Origin of the sequence: Pseudomonas petroselini, from assembly GCF_045037875.1 — a bacterium.
Classification (GTDB): domain Bacteria; phylum Pseudomonadota; class Gammaproteobacteria; order Pseudomonadales; family Pseudomonadaceae; genus Aquipseudomonas; species Aquipseudomonas petroselini.
The window spans coordinates 6333556-6350201 of the sequence record NZ_CP173614.1; the positions used below are offsets into that span (position 1 = coordinate 6333556).

The 16646-nt window shown below is 59.8% G+C and carries 15 protein-coding genes; 5 read left to right on the plus strand and 10 right to left on the minus strand.

Annotation, left to right across the window (positions count from 1 at the left end; all coding sequences use genetic code 11):
- Positions 1 to 2: 2 nt before the first annotated feature.
- Positions 3 to 3029 (plus strand): multidrug efflux RND transporter permease subunit, encoded by a 3027-nt coding sequence (locus ACI512_RS29240; protein WP_405121450.1) that lies wholly within the window; start codon positions 3 to 5, stop codon positions 3027 to 3029.
- Between the two features lie 60 nt (positions 3030 to 3089).
- Here the strand turns inward: ACI512_RS29240 and ACI512_RS29245 are convergent, their stop codons facing one another.
- The 5 genes from ACI512_RS29245 to colR form a co-directional block, all read right to left on the minus strand.
- Positions 3090 to 3317: a hypothetical protein gene (locus tag ACI512_RS29245; RefSeq protein WP_015885673.1), complete on the minus strand. Its 228-nt coding sequence runs from the start codon at positions 3315 to 3317 to the stop codon at positions 3090 to 3092.
- Positions 3314 to 4033 carry a lipopolysaccharide kinase InaA family protein gene (locus tag ACI512_RS29250; protein WP_015885674.1) on the minus strand — a complete coding sequence of 240 codons (720 nt, stop codon included), beginning with the start codon at positions 4031 to 4033 and terminating at the stop codon, positions 3314 to 3316. Before ACI512_RS29250 ends, ACI512_RS29245 begins: the two co-directional genes overlap by 4 nt.
- A 4-nt stretch (positions 4034 to 4037) precedes the next feature.
- On the minus strand, positions 4038 to 4718 hold the full coding sequence (locus tag ACI512_RS29255; protein WP_043205833.1) for a class I SAM-dependent methyltransferase: 681 nt from the start codon (positions 4716 to 4718) through the stop codon (positions 4038 to 4040).
- A gap of 187 nt (positions 4719 to 4905) precedes the next feature.
- Complete coding sequence (locus tag ACI512_RS29260; RefSeq protein ID WP_015885676.1) at positions 4906 to 6186, minus strand: HAMP domain-containing sensor histidine kinase; 1281 nt, start codon at positions 6184 to 6186, stop codon at positions 4906 to 4908.
- On the minus strand, positions 6176 to 6859 hold the full coding sequence (colR, locus tag ACI512_RS29265) for a two-component system response regulator ColR (protein ID WP_003175870.1): 684 nt from the start codon (positions 6857 to 6859) through the stop codon (positions 6176 to 6178). The genes ACI512_RS29260 and colR overlap by 11 nt, the downstream gene beginning before the upstream one ends.
- A 200-nt stretch (positions 6860 to 7059) precedes the next feature.
- Between colR and ACI512_RS29270 the strand changes: the two genes are divergently transcribed.
- Together ACI512_RS29270 and ACI512_RS29275 are read left to right on the plus strand one after the other, a co-directional pair.
- Positions 7060 to 9009: an LTA synthase family protein gene (locus tag ACI512_RS29270; RefSeq protein WP_236381945.1), complete on the plus strand. Its 1950-nt coding sequence runs from the start codon at positions 7060 to 7062 to the stop codon at positions 9007 to 9009.
- A 50-nt stretch (positions 9010 to 9059) separates the two neighbouring features.
- The gene (locus tag ACI512_RS29275) at positions 9060 to 9797 is read left to right on the plus strand and encodes a phosphatase PAP2 family protein (RefSeq protein ID WP_231808083.1); all 738 of its coding nucleotides are present in this window, start codon (positions 9060 to 9062) and stop codon (positions 9795 to 9797) included.
- A gap of 102 nt (positions 9798 to 9899) precedes the next feature.
- On the opposite strand, the gene groL is transcribed toward ACI512_RS29275, so the two are convergent.
- The 5 genes from groL to ACI512_RS29300 all read right to left on the minus strand — a co-directional run bounded on the left by groL (position 9900) and on the right by ACI512_RS29300 (position 14540).
- On the minus strand, positions 9900 to 11546 hold the full coding sequence (groL, locus tag ACI512_RS29280) for a chaperonin GroEL (protein ID WP_015885679.1): 1647 nt from the start codon (positions 11544 to 11546) through the stop codon (positions 9900 to 9902).
- A 50-nt stretch (positions 11547 to 11596) separates the two neighbouring features.
- A complete protein-coding gene (gene groES, locus ACI512_RS29285; protein ID WP_003175874.1) occupies positions 11597 to 11893 on the minus strand; it encodes a co-chaperone GroES in 297 nt (98 codons plus the stop codon).
- 247 nt (positions 11894 to 12140) lie between these two features.
- The gene (locus ACI512_RS29290) at positions 12141 to 12617 is read right to left on the minus strand and encodes an FxsA family protein (RefSeq protein ID WP_064054580.1); all 477 of its coding nucleotides are present in this window, start codon (positions 12615 to 12617) and stop codon (positions 12141 to 12143) included.
- A gap of 66 nt (positions 12618 to 12683) precedes the next feature.
- The gene (locus ACI512_RS29295) at positions 12684 to 13415 is read right to left on the minus strand and encodes a HugZ family protein (RefSeq protein ID WP_046035258.1); all 732 of its coding nucleotides are present in this window, start codon (positions 13413 to 13415) and stop codon (positions 12684 to 12686) included.
- A 117-nt stretch (positions 13416 to 13532) separates the two neighbouring features.
- On the minus strand, positions 13533 to 14540 hold the full coding sequence (locus ACI512_RS29300) for a DUF481 domain-containing protein (RefSeq protein ID WP_046035257.1): 1008 nt from the start codon (positions 14538 to 14540) through the stop codon (positions 13533 to 13535).
- Positions 14541 to 14741: 201 nt separating this feature from the next.
- On the opposite strand from ACI512_RS29300, the gene ACI512_RS29305 reads away from it, so the two are divergent.
- Together ACI512_RS29305 and ACI512_RS29310 are read left to right on the plus strand one after the other, a co-directional pair.
- Positions 14742 to 15056, plus strand: a complete 315-nt coding sequence (locus ACI512_RS29305) for an MGMT family protein (RefSeq protein WP_231808087.1) — start codon at positions 14742 to 14744, stop codon at positions 15054 to 15056.
- Positions 15057 to 15099: 43 nt separating this feature from the next.
- A complete protein-coding gene (locus ACI512_RS29310) occupies positions 15100 to 16632 on the plus strand; it encodes an AmpG family muropeptide MFS transporter (RefSeq protein WP_015885684.1) in 1533 nt (510 codons plus the stop codon).
- Positions 16633 to 16646 lie beyond the last annotated feature (14 nt).

Sequence of the window (16646 nt, forward strand, 5' to 3'; positions counted from 1 at the left end):
CCATGAAGTTCACCGACGTCTTTATTCGCCGGCCGGTGCTGGCCATGGTGGTCAGCCTGCTGATCGTGCTGCTGGGTTTCCAGGCTTACAGCAAGCTGCCGCTGCGCCAGTATCCAAGCATGGAGAACGCCCTGATCACGGTGACCACCGCCTACCCCGGTGCGAACGCCGAGACCATCCAGGGCTATATCACCCAACCCCTGCAACAAAGCCTGGCCAGCGCCGAAGGCATCGACTACATGACCTCGGTGAGTCGCCAGAACTTCTCGGTGATCTCGATCTACGCGCGCATCGGCGCCAACAGCGACCGCCTGTTTACCGAATTGCTGGCCAAGGCCAACGAGGTCAAGAACAAGCTGCCCCAGGATGCCGAGGACCCGGTGCTGAGCAAAGAAGCCGCCGACGCCTCGGCGCTGATGTACATCAGCTTCTCCAGCGGGCAACTGAGCAATCCGCAGATCACCGACTACCTGTCTCGGGTGATCCAGCCCAAGCTCGCCACCCTGCCCGGCATGGCCGAAGCGGAGATCCTCGGCAACCAGGTATTCGCCATGCGCATCTGGCTCGACCCGGTGAAACTCGCTGGTTTCGGCCTCAGCGCCAGCGACATCACCGACGCCGTGCGCCGCTACAACTTCCTGTCCGCCGCCGGCGAGGTGAAGGGCGAGTTCGTGGTCACCAGTATCAACGCCAACACCGATCTCAAGTCCGCCGACGCGTTTGGCGCGATCACGGTGAAAACCGACGGCGACAGCCGTGTACTGCTGCGGGACGTGGCCCGGGTGGAAATGGGCGCGGAAAACTACAACGCCATCAGCTCATTTGGCGGCACGCCGTCGGTGTACATCGGTATCAAGGCCACGCCCAGCGCCAACCCGTTGGATGTGATCAAGGAAGTGCGCAAGATCATGCCGGAGCTGGAATCCCAGCTGCCGCCCACCCTCAAGGCCGAAATCGCCTACGACGCCACGCTGTTTATCCAGGCGTCCATCAACGAAGTCGTCAAGACGCTGTTTGAAGCGGTACTGATCGTGATTGTGGTGGTGTTCCTGTTCCTCGGTGCCCTGCGGGCGGTGGTGATCCCGGTCATCACGATCCCGCTGTCGATGATCGGCGTGCTGTTTTTCATGCAGTTGATGGGCTATTCGATCAACCTGCTGACGCTGCTGGCGATGGTCCTGGCCATCGGCCTGGTGGTGGACGATGCCATCGTGGTGGTGGAAAACATCCACCGGCATATCGAAGACGGCAAGACGCCTCTGGATGCAGCGCTGGAAGGCGCACGGGAAATCGCGCTGCCGGTGGTGTCGATGACCGTCACCCTGGCGGCGGTGTATGCGCCGATTGGTTTTCTCGAAGGGCTCACGGGTGCGCTGTTCAAGGAATTCGCCCTCACCCTCGCCGGTGCAGTGATCATTTCCGGCATCGTCGCCCTGACGCTGTCGCCGATGATGTGCGCGCTGTTGTTGCGTCACGATGAAAACCCTTCGGGCCTGGCTCACCGCCTCGACCGGATCTTCGACAGCCTCAAGCGCCGCTACCAGAGCATGCTGCACGGCACGTTGAACACGCGGCCGGTGGTGATCGTGTTTGCGTTGATCGTGCTGTGCCTGATCCCGGTGTTCCTCAAGTTCACCCAGTCGCAACTGGCGCCTGACGAAGACCAAGGCATCATCTTCATGATGGCCAGCGCGCCGCAGCCGACCAACCTGGACTACCTCAACACCTACACAGACGAGTTCATCAAAATCTTCAAGGAGTTCCCGGAGTACTACTCGTCGTTCCAGATCAACGGCTTCAACGGTGTGCAATCGGGCATCGGCGGTTTTCTGCTCAAGCCGTGGAACGAGCGCGACCGCACCCAGATGCAAATCCTGCCCGAGGTACAAAAGCGCCTCGAGCAGATTCCCGGCCTGCAAGTGTTCGGCTTCAACCTGCCCTCTTTGCCGGGCACGGGCGAAGGCTTGCCGTTCGGCTTTGTGATCAACACGGCCAACGACTATGAGTCGTTGCTCGATGTGGCCAACCGGGTGAAAAAGCGCGCGATGGCGTCGGGCAAGTTTGCTTTCGTCGATATTGACCTGGCGTTCGACAAACCCGAAGTGGTGGTGGATATCGACCGTGCCAAGGCGGCACAGATGGGCGTGTCGATGCAGGACCTCGGCGGCACCCTGGCGACGTTGCTCGCGGAGGCGGAAATCAACCGGTTCACCCTGGATGGACGCAGTTACAAAGTGATTGCCCAGGTCGAGCGTGCCTACCGCGACAACCCCGACTGGCTGAACAACTACTACGTGAAAAACGCCCAGGGCGAGTTGCTGCCACTCTCGACCCTGATCACGCTGACGGACCGCGCCCGCCCCCGGCAGCTGAACCAGTTCCAGCAACTCAACTCGGCGCTAATCTCGGGTTTTCCCATCGTCAGCATGGGCGAGGCCATCGACACCGTGCGCCAGATCGCCCTTGAAGAAACCCCGCCCGGCTATGCGTTCGACTACAGCGGCGCGTCCCGGCAATTTATCCAGGAAGGCAAGGCGCTGTGGGTCACCTTTGGCCTGGCCCTGGCGATCATCTTCCTAGTGCTGGCGGCGCAGTTCGAGAGTTTCCGTGACCCGTTGGTGATTCTGGTGACGGTGCCGTTGTCGATCTGCGGGGCGCTGATTCCGCTGTTCCTGGGTTGGTCGAGCATGAACATCTACACCCAGGTCGGTTTGGTGACGCTGATCGGTTTGATCAGCAAGCACGGGATCCTGATCGTGGAGTTCGCCAACCAATTGCGCAAAGACAAGGGCCTGACGCCACGCCAGGCGGTGGAAGAAGCCGCAGCGATTCGCCTGCGACCGGTGTTGATGACCACCGCGGCGATGGTGTTCGGCATGGTGCCGCTGATTTTCGCCACGGGTGCGGGCGCGGTCAGCCGGTTTGATATCGGTATGGTGATTGCGACAGGGATGTCGATCGGCACGCTGTTTACATTGTTTGTGCTGCCTTGCGTGTATACCTTGCTGGCCAAACCGGATAAGGCCTGACCTGCAGGCAAAAAAAAGGGCCTCGCATCGCAAGGCCCTTTTTCGGGGGTTTGAATCGTTTCAACTCTGCGGCCTCATCCCTTGAGACATTCCAAACATGAACAGCAACAACTCATGATCAGGCTTGACCGCCACACTGGTCTTGGCGACGCGCGGCAACAGGCATTGCCCGCCACCCTGCGTCGCACTGAGCACCTGTGTGCGGGGCTGTTCCCACGCCGCCAGCGCCAAGGCTGCAACACCCAGCGCCCCGACCAGGAACAAACCTCGTGCTATTTCTAGCTTCATCTGGTTAAACCCTTGATAGCGCTGCCAAACGCCGTCTCATAAAAATAGCTGAGTTTCTTCCAGTCGGTATCGTTCCACGACGAATGGCGGCGCAATTGCAGCATGTCATGGGAGGCCGCCCGATAAGCGGTCAAACGCTGGCGGCATTTCTCGAAATCCAGCAGCGCCACTTCCACGTTGGCCGAGTCACCTTCGCCCGTCACCCGCACGAAAATATGCTTGATGTACAGGCAGCCATGCTGCCAGCGGCCCTTGTGCATACGCGCCAGGGTGCCGGCCAATTCCTTGAGCAGACGCTCGTGAACCAACTCGCCGTACTGTTCGCGGCCACCGGCGGCGTACCAGTTTTCGATTTCGTCGAAACCGTCGAGAGAGGCGGTAACCAATAACGCCTTCCATTGGTGCTCGGGGTCGCGGCGCGCCTCGCAAAACACCATCTCCGGCACTCGCACATCCAACAGGCGCAGGCCCTTGATGGCATCGCGCTCGCGCAACACCGTGGGGCGGCCGAACGGGTGCAACCAGCTGCGGTAGATATGCCCAGTCTGGCGTTTGCTGTAGAGCAAGCGTCCATTGGGGCCCATGACCCGTTGCACGCCACTTTCACCGCCACGCCGACGGTTAGGCTCCTCGACCCACTCGCCCTGCTGGCGCCAGAAATAATCGAATCGCTCTTCGGGAGCTACGTGACTGCCCGCTACGCACTCAACTGCCATCCTGTTACCTCTTGCGCAATACATAGACTCGCCACATGGCGTAGAGCGGTATGAAGTCCAGGGACTCCTGGACACGGAAACCCGCTTCCTCAAATTCTGCTTCAACAGTAGCAGCCGGTAACACAAACCGGTTTTGGTAACCTTCCTGCTCACCCTTGTTGCGACGTTTTACTTCGGCGCGCTTGCGTTTCCAGGCCTTGAAATTGCCATCCACCCACAGCGAAATGATCACGCTGTCGCGGGTAACACGCTGAAATTCCCGCAGTATCGCTAGCCTGTGCGCCGGATCACCAATATGGTGCATCAGGCGCATGCAGAAGATGCTGTCGACTGAGTTATCTGGCAAATCGATATCAAAGGCAGATGTCTGCAAGGGGCGTACCCGTTTCACCACGTCCGCCGGTTGGGCGATTGTGGCGACCTTCAACATCGACGCTGAATTGTCGGCACCGATAATCACACGGTTGGGCTTTTCAGCCAGCAACGGCCAGAACCGCCCGGCCCCGCATGGCAGGTCCAGCACCAGCCCAGGCTCACCGGCCATGGCCAGCGCACCGCGCGCTAATTGCTCGTCGCGTTTGTGGGACAGCCGGCGAGCCAGATTGTCCTGATGCTTGAGCAAATAATTCTGCGCGTGCTCGTCGTCGTACTTTTCGGAAAATTCGAGTTTGATCGGGGTAGACATCACTGATCTCCAGTTACTGATGCCTACAACCTTAAGCAGTGAACTGTGATCAACAGGTCAACCAGTTGTGAAAAACTTGTCCTGTCCAATCCCATACATTTCAAGACTTTACAGACACAAGCAATGGCATGGGGCCATCTTCGCCGAATAGCGGGGATCTCTGGCAGGATTGCGGCAGAGGGTAGAGTCAGGCGTTGACCTGACTCAATTGCACATGAAAGCGGCAGCCGTTGGGCTCCATGGTGCTGAGGCTGACGCTCCAGCCCTGGTTTTCGCAGATCCGCTGGACCAGCGACAAGCCCAAGCCCAATCCTTCACCGCGTTTCTCGTTGCCGCGCACGAAGGGCTCGAACATCGCTTCGCGCTTGTCTTCCGGAATGCCCACTCCGGAGTCTTCCACCACAAAACCGCTCGGCTCCAACGTGAGGCGGATAAAGCCGTGTTCGGTGTAGTGCAAGGCGTTGCGTAACAGGTTGCCCATTACCGCATGCAGGAAGGTGGTGTTGTAGCGCGTGTCCAGGGGGTTACCCGGCTGGTAGATCAGTTCCAGGCCTTTACGCTCGATTTGTTCACGCCAGATGCCGAGTAAGTCGTCGGCGACCTGCGGCAACGTCACCTGTGGCGACATCGACGCATTGTCGTGTTCGGCGCGGGCAAGCATCAGGAAGGTTTGCACCAGCTCACGCATCTCTTCACACGCCCGGGCAATACGCTGTACCTGGTTACGCCCACGCTGATCGATGGCCGGGTTTTCCAGCAACAGTTCGCAGGAGCTGGCCAATACCATCAACGGCGTGCGTAATTCGTGGCTTACATCGCTGGTAAACATCTGCTCGCGGGACAGCGCCTGACGCAGCCTTCCCAGCGTGGCATCAAAGGCCACGGCCAGCTCGCCCACTTCATCCGCCGCATAGTCAGGCGCCAGGGGCGGTGCCAGGCCCAGCAACTGGTCACGGTGACGTACCTGGCGGGCCAGACGCACGACCGGTGCCATCACTTTGCGCGCCAGCACCCAACCCAGGAACACCGCCAGGGCCAGGCTGAGGACGAAGCCCACCAGCACGACCGCAAACAGCACCCGCTCGCGTTCTTCGAAATCGCTTTGATCCTGCAGCAGCACGTAGCGCCTGCCGTCAATGACTTCGACCATGGCGTGGTACGACAGCGTCTCGCGGAATACTTCATGGAACCCGGGCTCAAGGTGCCGCAAATCCTTGGGCAACTCAAAGTCGCCAGGCCCACCGCTGAAGTAAAACAATTGGTCCGGCTCGGGCCGGTGCCGCCAGTCCTCGACCGTGTCCATCAGCAGCAGACGCTGCAAGTCACCGCCCAGGCCCGCCGAGATCAACTTTTCTTCGACCAAGTGCACAGTCGCCACGATGCCCATGGCAAAGGCGCCCGCCACCAACGCACTCATCAAGGCAAAGGCGATGATGATCCGTTGGGAAAGGCTTTGCTTAAACTCCATCACGACCCTCGGCCAGGCGATAACCCACGCCGTGCACCGTTTGCAGCAACGGTTTGGCGAACGGCTTATCGATCACTTGGCGCAATTGATGAACGTGGCTGCGCAGGCTGTCGCTGTCCGGGCAGTCATCGCCCCACAGGGCTTCTTCGAGAATTTCGCGGCGCAGCACGTGCGGGCTTTTCTGCATCAGTACCGCCAGCAGTTTCAGGCCGACCGGGTTGAGCTTGAGCAGGCGCCCCTCGCGGGTGACTTCCAGGGTGTCGAGGTCGTAGCTCAGGTCACCCACCTGCAGGGCGCGGCGACCGCCGCCCTGGGCACGGCGCAGCACGGCTTCGATACGCGCGGCCAGTTCCGACAGGGCAAACGGCTTGAGCAGGTAGTCATCGGCACCGGACTTGAAGCCCTGTAGCCGGTCGTCGAGTTGGTCGCGGGCGGTGAGCATGATCACCGGCGTGTCACGGCGGGCGTCTTCACGCAGGCGCTTGCACAGGGTGTAGCCGTCGATGCCGGGCAGCATGATGTCGAGCACGATCAGGTCGTAATGCTCGGTGGCGGCCAGGTGCAGGCCTGACAAACCGTCCTGCGCACAGTCCACGGTATAGCCCTTCAAACCCAGATAATCCGCCAGGTTGGCGAGGATATCGCGGTTGTCTTCAACCAATAAAATTCGCATGGGCAGTGTCTCCGTACGCGGTAACGGCCGTGTTGGCTCGCGCAGCTTAAGGCCAAGTGGGGCTCAGGGATAGAGCTGAAAGGCCCGTCGATAAAGCTTTTCAACTGATTGTATTGTCGAACGAGTTTTTCACTATAGCTTCACAAACTGACTACAGTGTCAGGGCGAAGATCGCCCCCATTGATATAAGGAACATAGACATGGGTTTGTTCAAAACAGCGCCAATGCGCTATTTGCTGTTGGTAACCGGTGCCTGGCTGGTTATTTTCTTGCTCACACGCAGCGTACTGCTCATCACTCACCTGGACGAGGTCGGAGGCAACTTACTGCCGGTGTTTGGTGTGGGTGTGCTCTACGACTTGGGTTTTCTAGCCTACGCGGCCCTGCCACTGGGGCTGTACCTGCTGCTATGCCCACCCGCCCTGTGGCGCCGCCGTGGGCACCGTTGGTTCCTGCAGGCAGTGCTGACTGTCAGCCTGTTCGCCATGTTGTTTACCTCGGTTGCCGAATGGTTGTTCTGGGATGAATTCGGCGTGCGCTTCAACTTTATCGCCGTCGATTACCTGGTGTATTCCGATGAGGTGTTGAACAACCTGTTGGAGTCCTACCCGATCGGCAAACTGCTCAGCCTGCTGGCGATGCTGGCCATTGTGCTGAGCCTGGCCCTGCGCAAGCCATTCAACGCAGCGATGAGTGCCCCGCTGCCGGCGATGCGTGGTCGTCTGCTGAACGCCCTGGCCCTGCTGGTCGTCACCGGCCTGAGCCTGCAACTGATCAGCCAGGACAGCCCGCGCACGCAGGGCGGCAATGCCTACAAGAACGAGTTGGCGAGCAATGGCCCGTATCAGTTCTTTGCCGCCTTCCGTAATAACGAGCTGGATTACCCGCAGTTCTACAAAACCCTGCCTACGGACATCGTGGCCCGACAACTGCGCGCTGAACTCAGCGAACCCAACGCGCGCTTCATCGGCCAGGACCCGCTGGATATCCGCCGCGCCATCACCAACCCAGGCACGCTACGTAAACCCAACATCGTGCTGGTGACCATCGAAAGCTTCAGCGCCAAGTACCTGGGCAGTAATGGCGATGGCCGCAACCTTACGCCTAACCTGGATGCGCTGCGCAAACAGAGCCTGTATTTCAATAACTTCTACGCCACCGGCACCCGCACCGATCGCGGTCTGGAGGCGATCACCCTGGCAATTCCCCCCACGCCTGGGCGCTCGATCGTCAAGCGCATCGGCCGGGAAAGCGGCTTCGCCAGCCTCGGCCAACACCTCAGCGCCATTGGCTATGACAGTGTGTTCGTCTACGGCGGGCGTGGTTACTTCGACAATATGAACGCGTTCTTCAGCGGCAACGGTTATCGGGTCGTCGATCAGAGCAGCGTACCTGAATCGGAGATCTCGTTTAAAAACGCCTGGGGCATGGCCGACGAGGATCTGTATAAACAGACCCTCAAGCTGGCCGATGCCGACTACGCCAAGCAGCAGCCGTTTTTGTTGCAACTGATGACCACGTCCAACCATCGCCCCTACACCTACCCGGACGGGCGCATCGATATCAAATCCGGCAACGGCCGTGATGGCGCGGTGAAATACACCGACCATGCCATCGGCGAGTTCCTGGAGGCAGCGCGCCAGAAGCCGTGGTTCGATAACACGATTTTCGTGTTCGTCGCCGACCACACGGCCGGCAGCGCGGGCAAGGAAGACTTGCCTATCACCAACTACCAGATTCCACTGTTCATCTATGCGCCCAAGCTGATCGATGCTCGGGAAACCGCGCAACTGGCCAGCCAGATCGACCTGGCGCCAACCTTGCTGGGCCTGATCAACCTGAGCTACGAATCAACCTTCTTCGGCCGCAACCTGTTGCAGGACAACCCGCTGCCACCGCGCGTAGTGGTCGGTAACTATCAACACCTGGGTTTGTTTGACGGCACTGACCTGGCGATCCTGAGCCCACGCCTGGGTCTGCGTCGCCACGATCAAGCCTTGGGCGAGAGCCAGGAGCTGCGGGTCGGCAGCGAGGACGCGTTGATCCAACGGGCGATCACCTACTACCAAGCCGCCAGTTACGGGTTCAAGCAGCAATTACTTGGATGGCGAGCCCCCAAGGACGAGGTTCCGGTACTTAGCAAGCGTTAACGAACACGTCCCGTGCCGTTCGGTACGGGATTCTTCAAGCAGGGTTCGTCATGCAGTCCACACTCGCGGCGCCGGCTTCCAAGCCACTCAATCTTTGGCTGTGCCTGGGCATACCCGCCGGTGGCGCGCTCCTGATGCTGTTGCTGGAGCTGACATCGCTGGACATGGACCTCGCCAAGCGTTTCTACAATGCGGCGGATGGCGGCTTCATCGGGCGTTACAGTTTCTTCCTTGAAGACATCCTGCATGACCGTGCCAAGCAATTGGTCATCCTGTTTTCGGTTCTAGCGATTCTAGGGCTTGTCGGCACCTTTATCCTGCAACGGCTCAAGCCTTATCGCCGCGAACTCGTCTGCCTGGTCCTGTCCCTCGGCCTGGCGACGGCCTTCGTCTCGCCGTTGAAAACCATCACCGCCGTGCAGTGCCCCTGGAGCCTCAAGGAATTCGGCGGCCAGGAAACCTACAGCGCACTGCTGAGCCCGCGCCCGCCCACGGATAAACCTGGGCGCTGCTGGCCCGGCGGTCATGCGGCAACCGGGTTTGCCTTGTTTGCCTGGTTCTTTGCGCTACGCGATCGCCGGCCACGCCTGGCGCGCAAGGCATTCATCTTTGCCATCGGCCTGGGCAGCGCTTTTTCAGTGAGCCGCATGCTGCAAGGCGCCCACTTCTTCTCCCACAATGTATGGACGGCGATTTTCTGTTGGCTGATCTGCCTGGGCCTGTACTGCCTGTTGCTCTACCGGCCCTCGAGGGTTGAGGTGCCGCAGGTGCGGGAACTCCACACGTAGACGGGCAACCTGTTCAACCACTGCCGATGCCCATACAGGTACAAAAAAGCCCCGCCTGCATCACTGCAGGCGGGGCTTATTCAGAGCGGGGGTAAGGCTGGCTTACATCATGCCGCCCATGCCACCCATGCCGCCCATGTCTGGCATACCGCCACCGCCAGCGCCTTCAGCCTTAGGCTTGTCAGCGATTGCAGCTTCGGTGGTCAGGATCAGGCCGCCGATGGAGGCTGCAGCTTGCAGCGCGGAACGAGTCACCTTGGTAGGGTCCAGGATGCCCATTTCGATCATGTCGCCGTAGACGCCAGTCGCAGCGTTGTAACCGTAGTTACCTTTGCCGTTCTTGACTTCGTTGACCACAACGCTTGGCTCGTCGCCGGAGTTGGCAGCGATCTGGCGCAGCGGCGCTTCAACAGCACGACGCAGTACAGCGATACCGACGTTCTGGTCAGCGTTGTCGCCGGTCAGGTTGGTCAGGGCTTCCAGAGCACGGATCAGCGCAACGCCACCGCCAGGTACCACGCCTTCTTCAACGGCTGCGCGGGTTGCGTGCAGGGCGTCTTCAACGCGGGCTTTCTTCTCTTTCATTTCGACTTCGGAACCGGCGCCAACCTTGATCACTGCAACGCCGCCGGACAGCTTGGCAAGACGCTCTTGCAGTTTTTCACGGTCGTAGTCGGACGAAGTTTCGGCAACCTGGGCACGGATCTGGGTGATGCGAGCCTGGATGTCCTGCTCTACGCCAGCACCGTCAACGATGATGGTGTTTTCTTTGGAGATGGTCACGCGCTTGGCGCTGCCCAGGTTTTCCAGGGTGGCGCTTTCCAGGCTCAGGCCGATCTCTTCGGAGATAACGGTACCGCCGGTCAGAACGGCGATGTCCTGCAGCATGGCCTTGCGACGGTCGCCGAAGCCTGGAGCCTTGACGGCTGCGACTTTAACGATGCCACGCATGTTGTTCACAACCAGCGTCGCCAGGGCTTCGCCTTCAACGTCTTCGGAAACGATCAGCAGTGGGCGGCCGGCTTTGGCAACGGCTTCCAGCACTGGCAGCATTTCGCGGATGTTGGAGATTTTCTTGTCGACCAGCAGGATCAGCGGGCTGTCCAGCTCGGCAACCATGGTTTCCGGCTTGTTGACGAAGTACGGGGACAGGTAGCCACGGTCGAACTGCATGCCTTCTACAACCGACAGTTCGTTTTCCAGGCCAGTGCCTTCTTCAACGGTGATCACGCCTTCTTTACCGACTTTTTCCATGGCTTCGGCAATGATGTCGCCGATGGAGCTGTCGGAGTTGGCGGAGATGGTGCCTACCTGAGCGATAGCCTTGGTGTCAGCGCATGGCTTGGACAGGTTTTTCAGCTCGGCAACGATGGCGATGGTCGCCTTGTCGATGCCGCGCTTGAGGTCCATCGGGTTCATGCCGGCAGCGACGGCTTTGTAGCCTTCGTTGACGATCGCCTGGGCCAGGACGGTAGCAGTGGTGGTGCCGTCGCCTGCGTCATCGTTGGCACGGGAGGCAACGTCTTTGACCAGCTGCGCGCCCATGTTTTCGAAACGGTCTTCCAGTTCGATTTCTTTGGCGACGGAAACGCCGTCCTTGGTGATGGTCGGAGCGCCGAAGCTCTTCTCGATGATCACGTTACGGCCTTTCGGGCCCAGGGTCGCTTTTACTGCGTCAGCCAGGACGTTGACACCGGTGAGCATTTTCTTGCGGGCGGAATCGCCGAATTTAACTTCTTTAGCAGCCATGATCGATATTCCTTAAATACTTTGTAGTAACGGGAAAATGAGCGGGGAAATCAGTCTTCCAGAACGGCGAGAATCTCGTTCTCAGCCATAACCAGCAGGTCTTCGCCGTCGACTTTCACAGTGTTGCTGCCGGAGTAAGGGCCGAATACAACCTTGTCACCGACTTTAACGGCCAGCGCACGTACATCACCGTTTTCCAGGGTCTTGCCTGGGCCAGCAGCGACGATCACACCGTGGTTGGCTTTTTCAGCAGCCGAACCTGGCAGAACGATCCCGCCGGCGGTTTTCTTTTCTTCTTCGCTGCGACGGATTACGACGCGGTCGTGCAGAGGACGAAGCTTGCTCATTGTCGATCTCTCCTAATTGTGTTTTTCATCGGCCGGTGTGTGTACCGGCGGGTTGTCTTCCGGCTGTGCCGGTCGCGCCTCGCCAAGCAAGACGCGGAAGTCTGTCTGGTGTCGCCACCAGAAACCTTGCGGTGACCGTTACATAAGGGCGCATAAGCTTATTACAAGGGGCCGCGGCGGAAATTTTTTACCTGTGCCGACGGCTGAAAGCAACACGGCACCCGAAGGTGCCGTGCCAATGAAGCGGTTATTTGCTGTCGCGGTGTTCGAACTCACCTTCGATCACATCGCCTTCACGCCCCAGGGGCTGGCGCGGAGCCGGGCCACCACGGGGTTGCAGGTCTTCGGCGAAGGCACGCTGGCGAATCGCAGCCTCTTCAGCCCGCTGGCGCATCTTGCCGGCCAGCAGCTTACGGGTGACCGGCAGCAACATCACCAGGCCCACCACATCGCTGATAAAGCCTGGCAGGATCAACAGGCCACCCGCCAGGGCCATCATCAGGCCTTCAAGCATGGTCTGCGCGGGCAGTTCGCCACGGTTGAGGCTTTCACGGGCACGTAGCGCCGTGGCCAGGCCGGCGACGCGCAGCACCAGGACGCCGAGCATCGAGCCAAGAATGATCAGCAACAGGGCCGGGAAAAACCCGATCGCACCGCTGACTTGAACGAATACGAACAGCTCCAACACCGGGAACAGCAGAAAGAGCAATAAAAAAGGGCGCATCAAATGGTTCCTCAACGCAAGAATGCCTTGCCAGTCCACCTTAGATGACGTCGCCATTTCGTGAATTCAAGCGTCAGCGGCCTCTTTTTTCGGCCAGACCTCAGCGTGGGCCAATGAAACCAGCGCTTCGCGGACTTGTGTCGGCGTGTTGCAAGGCGCTGCAAAAGGCAACCAATGCAACGACTGGCCAATACGCAAATGCATGCCTTCGCTGTCGATGCCCGCCAACTGCGCAGGTTCGGTGGCAGGCAGGCCTGCCAGTTCAACGTAGTGGGCAATGGCCTTGGTGTGATCGCTGTTCATGTGTTCGATCATGCTGCGCTCAGCCTGGCCGGCGAACGGGTTGGCGAGGGTCAGTTGGTCGACCCAGTGAATCGCGCCAAAGCCGCCGATGTAGCGGTGGCGCACCGGCTTGAGTACCCAGAAGTCGAAGTCGTGGGCCTTGTGGTAGTTGGCCGAATCGGGGAAGTACCGATAGTAGCGTTCGGCCGCCGCTTCAATCGCGGCGCCCTCTTCCAGTTTTTCGGCTTCGGCCAGGTAGGTAAGGCGCCCGACCGCCTGCACGTCATCCGCCTCACGTTCACCCACCAGCAATGAGCACTTGGGGTCTTTTTGCAGGTTATGGGTGTGCTGGGCAATCCGGCTGATCAGGATCAGTGGGCGGCCCTGCTCGTCCAGGCAATACGGCACGACCGACCCGAAAGGGAAACCGGGCATGGCCTTGGACAATGTGGAGAGGGCCCCACGGTATTCCTTGAGCAACAGCTCTCGGGCGTTCTTGGCAACCTGTGCGCTCAACGTTTGACTCCTCGGGTATTCCGCCGCCCATGGCATATGGGAATGGATCTCAACACAAGGTAATCAATCTACGCACCAGTTGCCAGAGGCTCTCCTGCCGGGATGTGTCGAAGGCTGTTACCAGGCCACACCGAAGCCTGCGGTGTAACGGGTCTTGCTCAGGCTGCTTTCCGAGTCGCCACTGATGACATCGCGTTCAGCCTTGAGGTTGAGCGAGGCCCATTCGGTGACTTTGTAGCGCAGGCCCATTTCCGCATCCAGGGAATACTCCGCCGGACCACCGATGGGTTTGCCGAGTTCGCCGCTGGTGAAGAACTCAACGGTCTTGCCTACCAGATAGCGGTTGTAGTTCCACTTCATGGCCAGGGAATAGAAGTTGTCCTTGCCGCCGTCGGAATATTCGTAATCGGTGCGGTTAACCAGCGAACCCAGGGAGAATGCCCCCAGCTCATCGTCCCAGAACTGGTAGCCCGGGCCGGTACCGACCGTACGCTGGCGGGCGAGGTCTTCAACCTTGTCACGCTTGTAGGTCAAGCGACCTTGCCAGAACCAATGTTCGGTCAGGAAGCGGTCGAGGTCGTATTCCAACGCCCAGTTGTCGGTGGTGGTCACGTCGTCCTGGAACTCGCGGTTGTACTCGCCCTGCCCGGTATGGCGCCATTGGCCATGCCGCGCGGTGGTCTTGAAGTCGACGTCGTAGTCGTTGGTGTCCTTCTCGGCGCGCTTGTAGTCCAGCGCCATGTCGACATTGCCCTTCCACACCAAGTCTTCGATCACCGGCTTGGGCTTGATGATCTGCTGGATACTGGCCAGGTCGACGGTCTTGGGCGCCTCGCCATTGGCCAGCACCACTTTGCCATCATCCGCCGCTTGCAATGATTTGGCCTTCTCGCCCGTGTAGGCATCCTGCTTGACCAGCAACTCCTGGTCGCTTTGCAGGGTCTTGACCTGCTTCCAGTCCACCGGGATGGCGCCCGCGTAGTCGGTCTGGATCAGCAACTTACCGCCGTCGAAGACCTTGATCTTGCCGGTCAGGCGGTCACCGTTCTTTAACCACACGGTATCTGCGAGCAAGGGCGTTGAGGCGCTGACAACAGCGAGGCACAGCAGGGTTCTGGACAACATAAGCGGATTCGAGGCTCGGGCTTGGCGAAAAGAGGGCATTATCGTGTTAGATAACGTCTTAGCAAGGACTGACTCAAGGATCGGGGTTGAGTTCAATGCTCATCGCCATGTTTACAGACGTTTCTTACACAAATGACGACGATTTCAACGGATAGACTCACAGTGAATAAATCTGCCGAGCCCCCGCAAAGCCCCGCCGAGATGCGCCGCACCGCGCTGTACCTGACCCTGGCGCAAGTGCCTGAAGGTTGCGTGGTCAGTTACGGCGAGCTGGCACACCTGGCCGGGCTCGGACGCGCGGCGCGCTGGGTGGGCCGCACCTTGAGCCAGCTTCCCGAAGACACCAAGCTGCCTTGGCACCGTGTATTGGGTGCCTGTGGTCGGATAAGTCTGCCGGCGGGCAGTGCGTCAGGTGACGAACAGCGCGCGCGTTTACGCGATGAAGGTGTCACTGTCCGCAACAATCGCGTGGATATTCAGCGCCATGGCTGGCGCCCGGTAGAGCACAGCGGTTAGAGTGCGCGCTTTGTTTCCGCAAACCTGAGGCAGACTCCAGCCCATGCCCCGTAAAACCTGGCGCGCCGCGCTCGCCGCCTATGCCAGCCCCTCGACGTTAGTCCTGTTGTTGCTCGGCTTTGCCGCCGGCTTGCCTTACATGTTGGTGTTCTCGACGCTTTCAGTGTGGTTGCGTGAGGCCGGTGTGGCCCGCGAAACCATCGGTTACGCGAGCCTGATCGGTCTGGCGTATGCCTTTAAATGGGTCTGGTCGCCGCTGCTCGACCAATGGCGCCTGCCGTTGCTCGGCAAACTCGGACGCCGCCGCTCCTGGCTGGTGTTGGCCCAATCGCTGGTGATCCTCGGATTGATCGGCATGGGCTTTTGCGACCCGCAGAAACACTTGTCCTGGCTGATCGCTATCGCCGTCGTCGTGGCCTTCGCGTCGGCGACCCAGGACATCGCCGTCGACGCCTACCGCCTGGAAATCGCCGACGACAGCCGCCAGGCTGCCCTGGCCGCCAGCTACATGTCCGGTTATCGCATCGCCGCGCTGCTGGCCACGGCGGGTGCACTGTTCTTTGCCGAAGGCTTCGGTTCCACCGGCTTCAACTATAAACACTCGGCCTGGACCGGCACCTATGTGCTGTTCGGCGTGTTGATGATTCCTGCGCTGCTGACCACCCTGTTCATGCGCGAACCCAATGTGCCACTGCGCACCCAGTTGCAGGCCGGGCGCTACAGCTTCGTGCATCAATTGGTCTCGGTGTTTGTGCTGATCGTGTTGCTGGTGTCGGTGCCGGCGATGTTCACCCAACTGTTCAACACGGATTTCGCAAGCGTGCTGTTCCACGGCATGAGCCTGTGGGACTTGCTGATGGAAGACCGTGCCTTCCTGCGCGCCATCCTCTATATCACCCTGACCGCCCTGTGCCTCTCGGCCATGGGTCGACGCGGCCTGGCCCCTGTGCTGACGCCGGTCAATGACTTCATCCTGCGCTACCGCTGGCAAGCATTACTGCTGCTGGGGCTGATCGCCACCTATCGCATGTCCGACACGGTGATGGGCGTAATGGCCAACGTGTTCTACATCGACCAGGGCTTCACCAAGGACCAGATCGCCGGGGTCAGCAAGATCTTCGGCCTGATCATGACGTTGGTGGGTGCCGGCATGGGCGGCCTGCTGATCGTGCGCTTCGGCATCCTGCCGATCCTGTTTATCGGCGGTATCGCGTCGGCCGGCACCAACCTGCTGTTCGTGATGCTGGCGGACATGGGCCCGGACCTGCAGATGCTGATCTTCACCATCTCGCTGGACAACTTCAGCTCGGGGCTGGCGACCTCGGCGTTCGTCGCCTACCTTTCAAGCCTGACCAACCTGAAGTTCTCCGCCACCCAATACGCCCTGCTCAGCTCGATCATGCTGCTGCTGCCGCGCCTGATCGGTGGGTATTCGGGGGTGATGGTCGAAAAGTTCGGGTATCACAATTTCTTCCTGATCACCTGCATGTTGGGTGTGCCGACGTTGTTGCTGATTGCGCTGCATTGGTATCAGGAGAATCGGCGGATTCGGTTGAATCCACCGGTAGACGACTGACACACATGCTTGTG

Excerpts from the sequence above, each read along its gene's own strand:
- ACI512_RS29240 (WP_405121450.1), top strand. The coding sequence starts at position 3 with ATGAAGTTCACCGACGTCTTTATTCGCCGGCCGGTGCTGGCCATGGTG.
- ACI512_RS29245 (WP_015885673.1), bottom strand. The coding sequence starts at position 3,317 with ATGAAGCTAGAAATAGCACGAGGTTTGTTCCTGGTCGGGGCGCTGGGT.
- ACI512_RS29250 (WP_015885674.1), bottom strand. The coding sequence starts at position 4,033 with ATGGCAGTTGAGTGCGTAGCGGGCAGTCACGTAGCTCCCGAAGAGCGA.
- ACI512_RS29255 (WP_043205833.1), bottom strand. The coding sequence starts at position 4,718 with ATGTCTACCCCGATCAAACTCGAATTTTCCGAAAAGTACGACGACGAG.
- ACI512_RS29260 (WP_015885676.1), bottom strand. The coding sequence starts at position 6,186 with ATGGAGTTTAAGCAAAGCCTTTCCCAACGGATCATCATCGCCTTTGCC.
- colR (WP_003175870.1), bottom strand. The coding sequence starts at position 6,859 with ATGCGAATTTTATTGGTTGAAGACAACCGCGATATCCTCGCCAACCTG.
- ACI512_RS29270 (WP_236381945.1), top strand. The coding sequence starts at position 7,060 with ATGGGTTTGTTCAAAACAGCGCCAATGCGCTATTTGCTGTTGGTAACC.
- ACI512_RS29275 (WP_231808083.1), top strand. The coding sequence starts at position 9,060 with ATGCAGTCCACACTCGCGGCGCCGGCTTCCAAGCCACTCAATCTTTGG.
- groL (WP_015885679.1), bottom strand. The coding sequence starts at position 11,546 with ATGGCTGCTAAAGAAGTTAAATTCGGCGATTCCGCCCGCAAGAAAATG.
- groES (WP_003175874.1), bottom strand. The coding sequence starts at position 11,893 with ATGAGCAAGCTTCGTCCTCTGCACGACCGCGTCGTAATCCGTCGCAGC.
- ACI512_RS29290 (WP_064054580.1), bottom strand. The coding sequence starts at position 12,617 with ATGCGCCCTTTTTTATTGCTCTTTCTGCTGTTCCCGGTGTTGGAGCTG.
- ACI512_RS29300 (WP_046035257.1), bottom strand. The coding sequence starts at position 14,540 with ATGTTGTCCAGAACCCTGCTGTGCCTCGCTGTTGTCAGCGCCTCAACG.
- ACI512_RS29305 (WP_231808087.1), top strand. The coding sequence starts at position 14,742 with ATGCGCCGCACCGCGCTGTACCTGACCCTGGCGCAAGTGCCTGAAGGT.
- ACI512_RS29310 (WP_015885684.1), top strand. The coding sequence starts at position 15,100 with ATGCCCCGTAAAACCTGGCGCGCCGCGCTCGCCGCCTATGCCAGCCCC.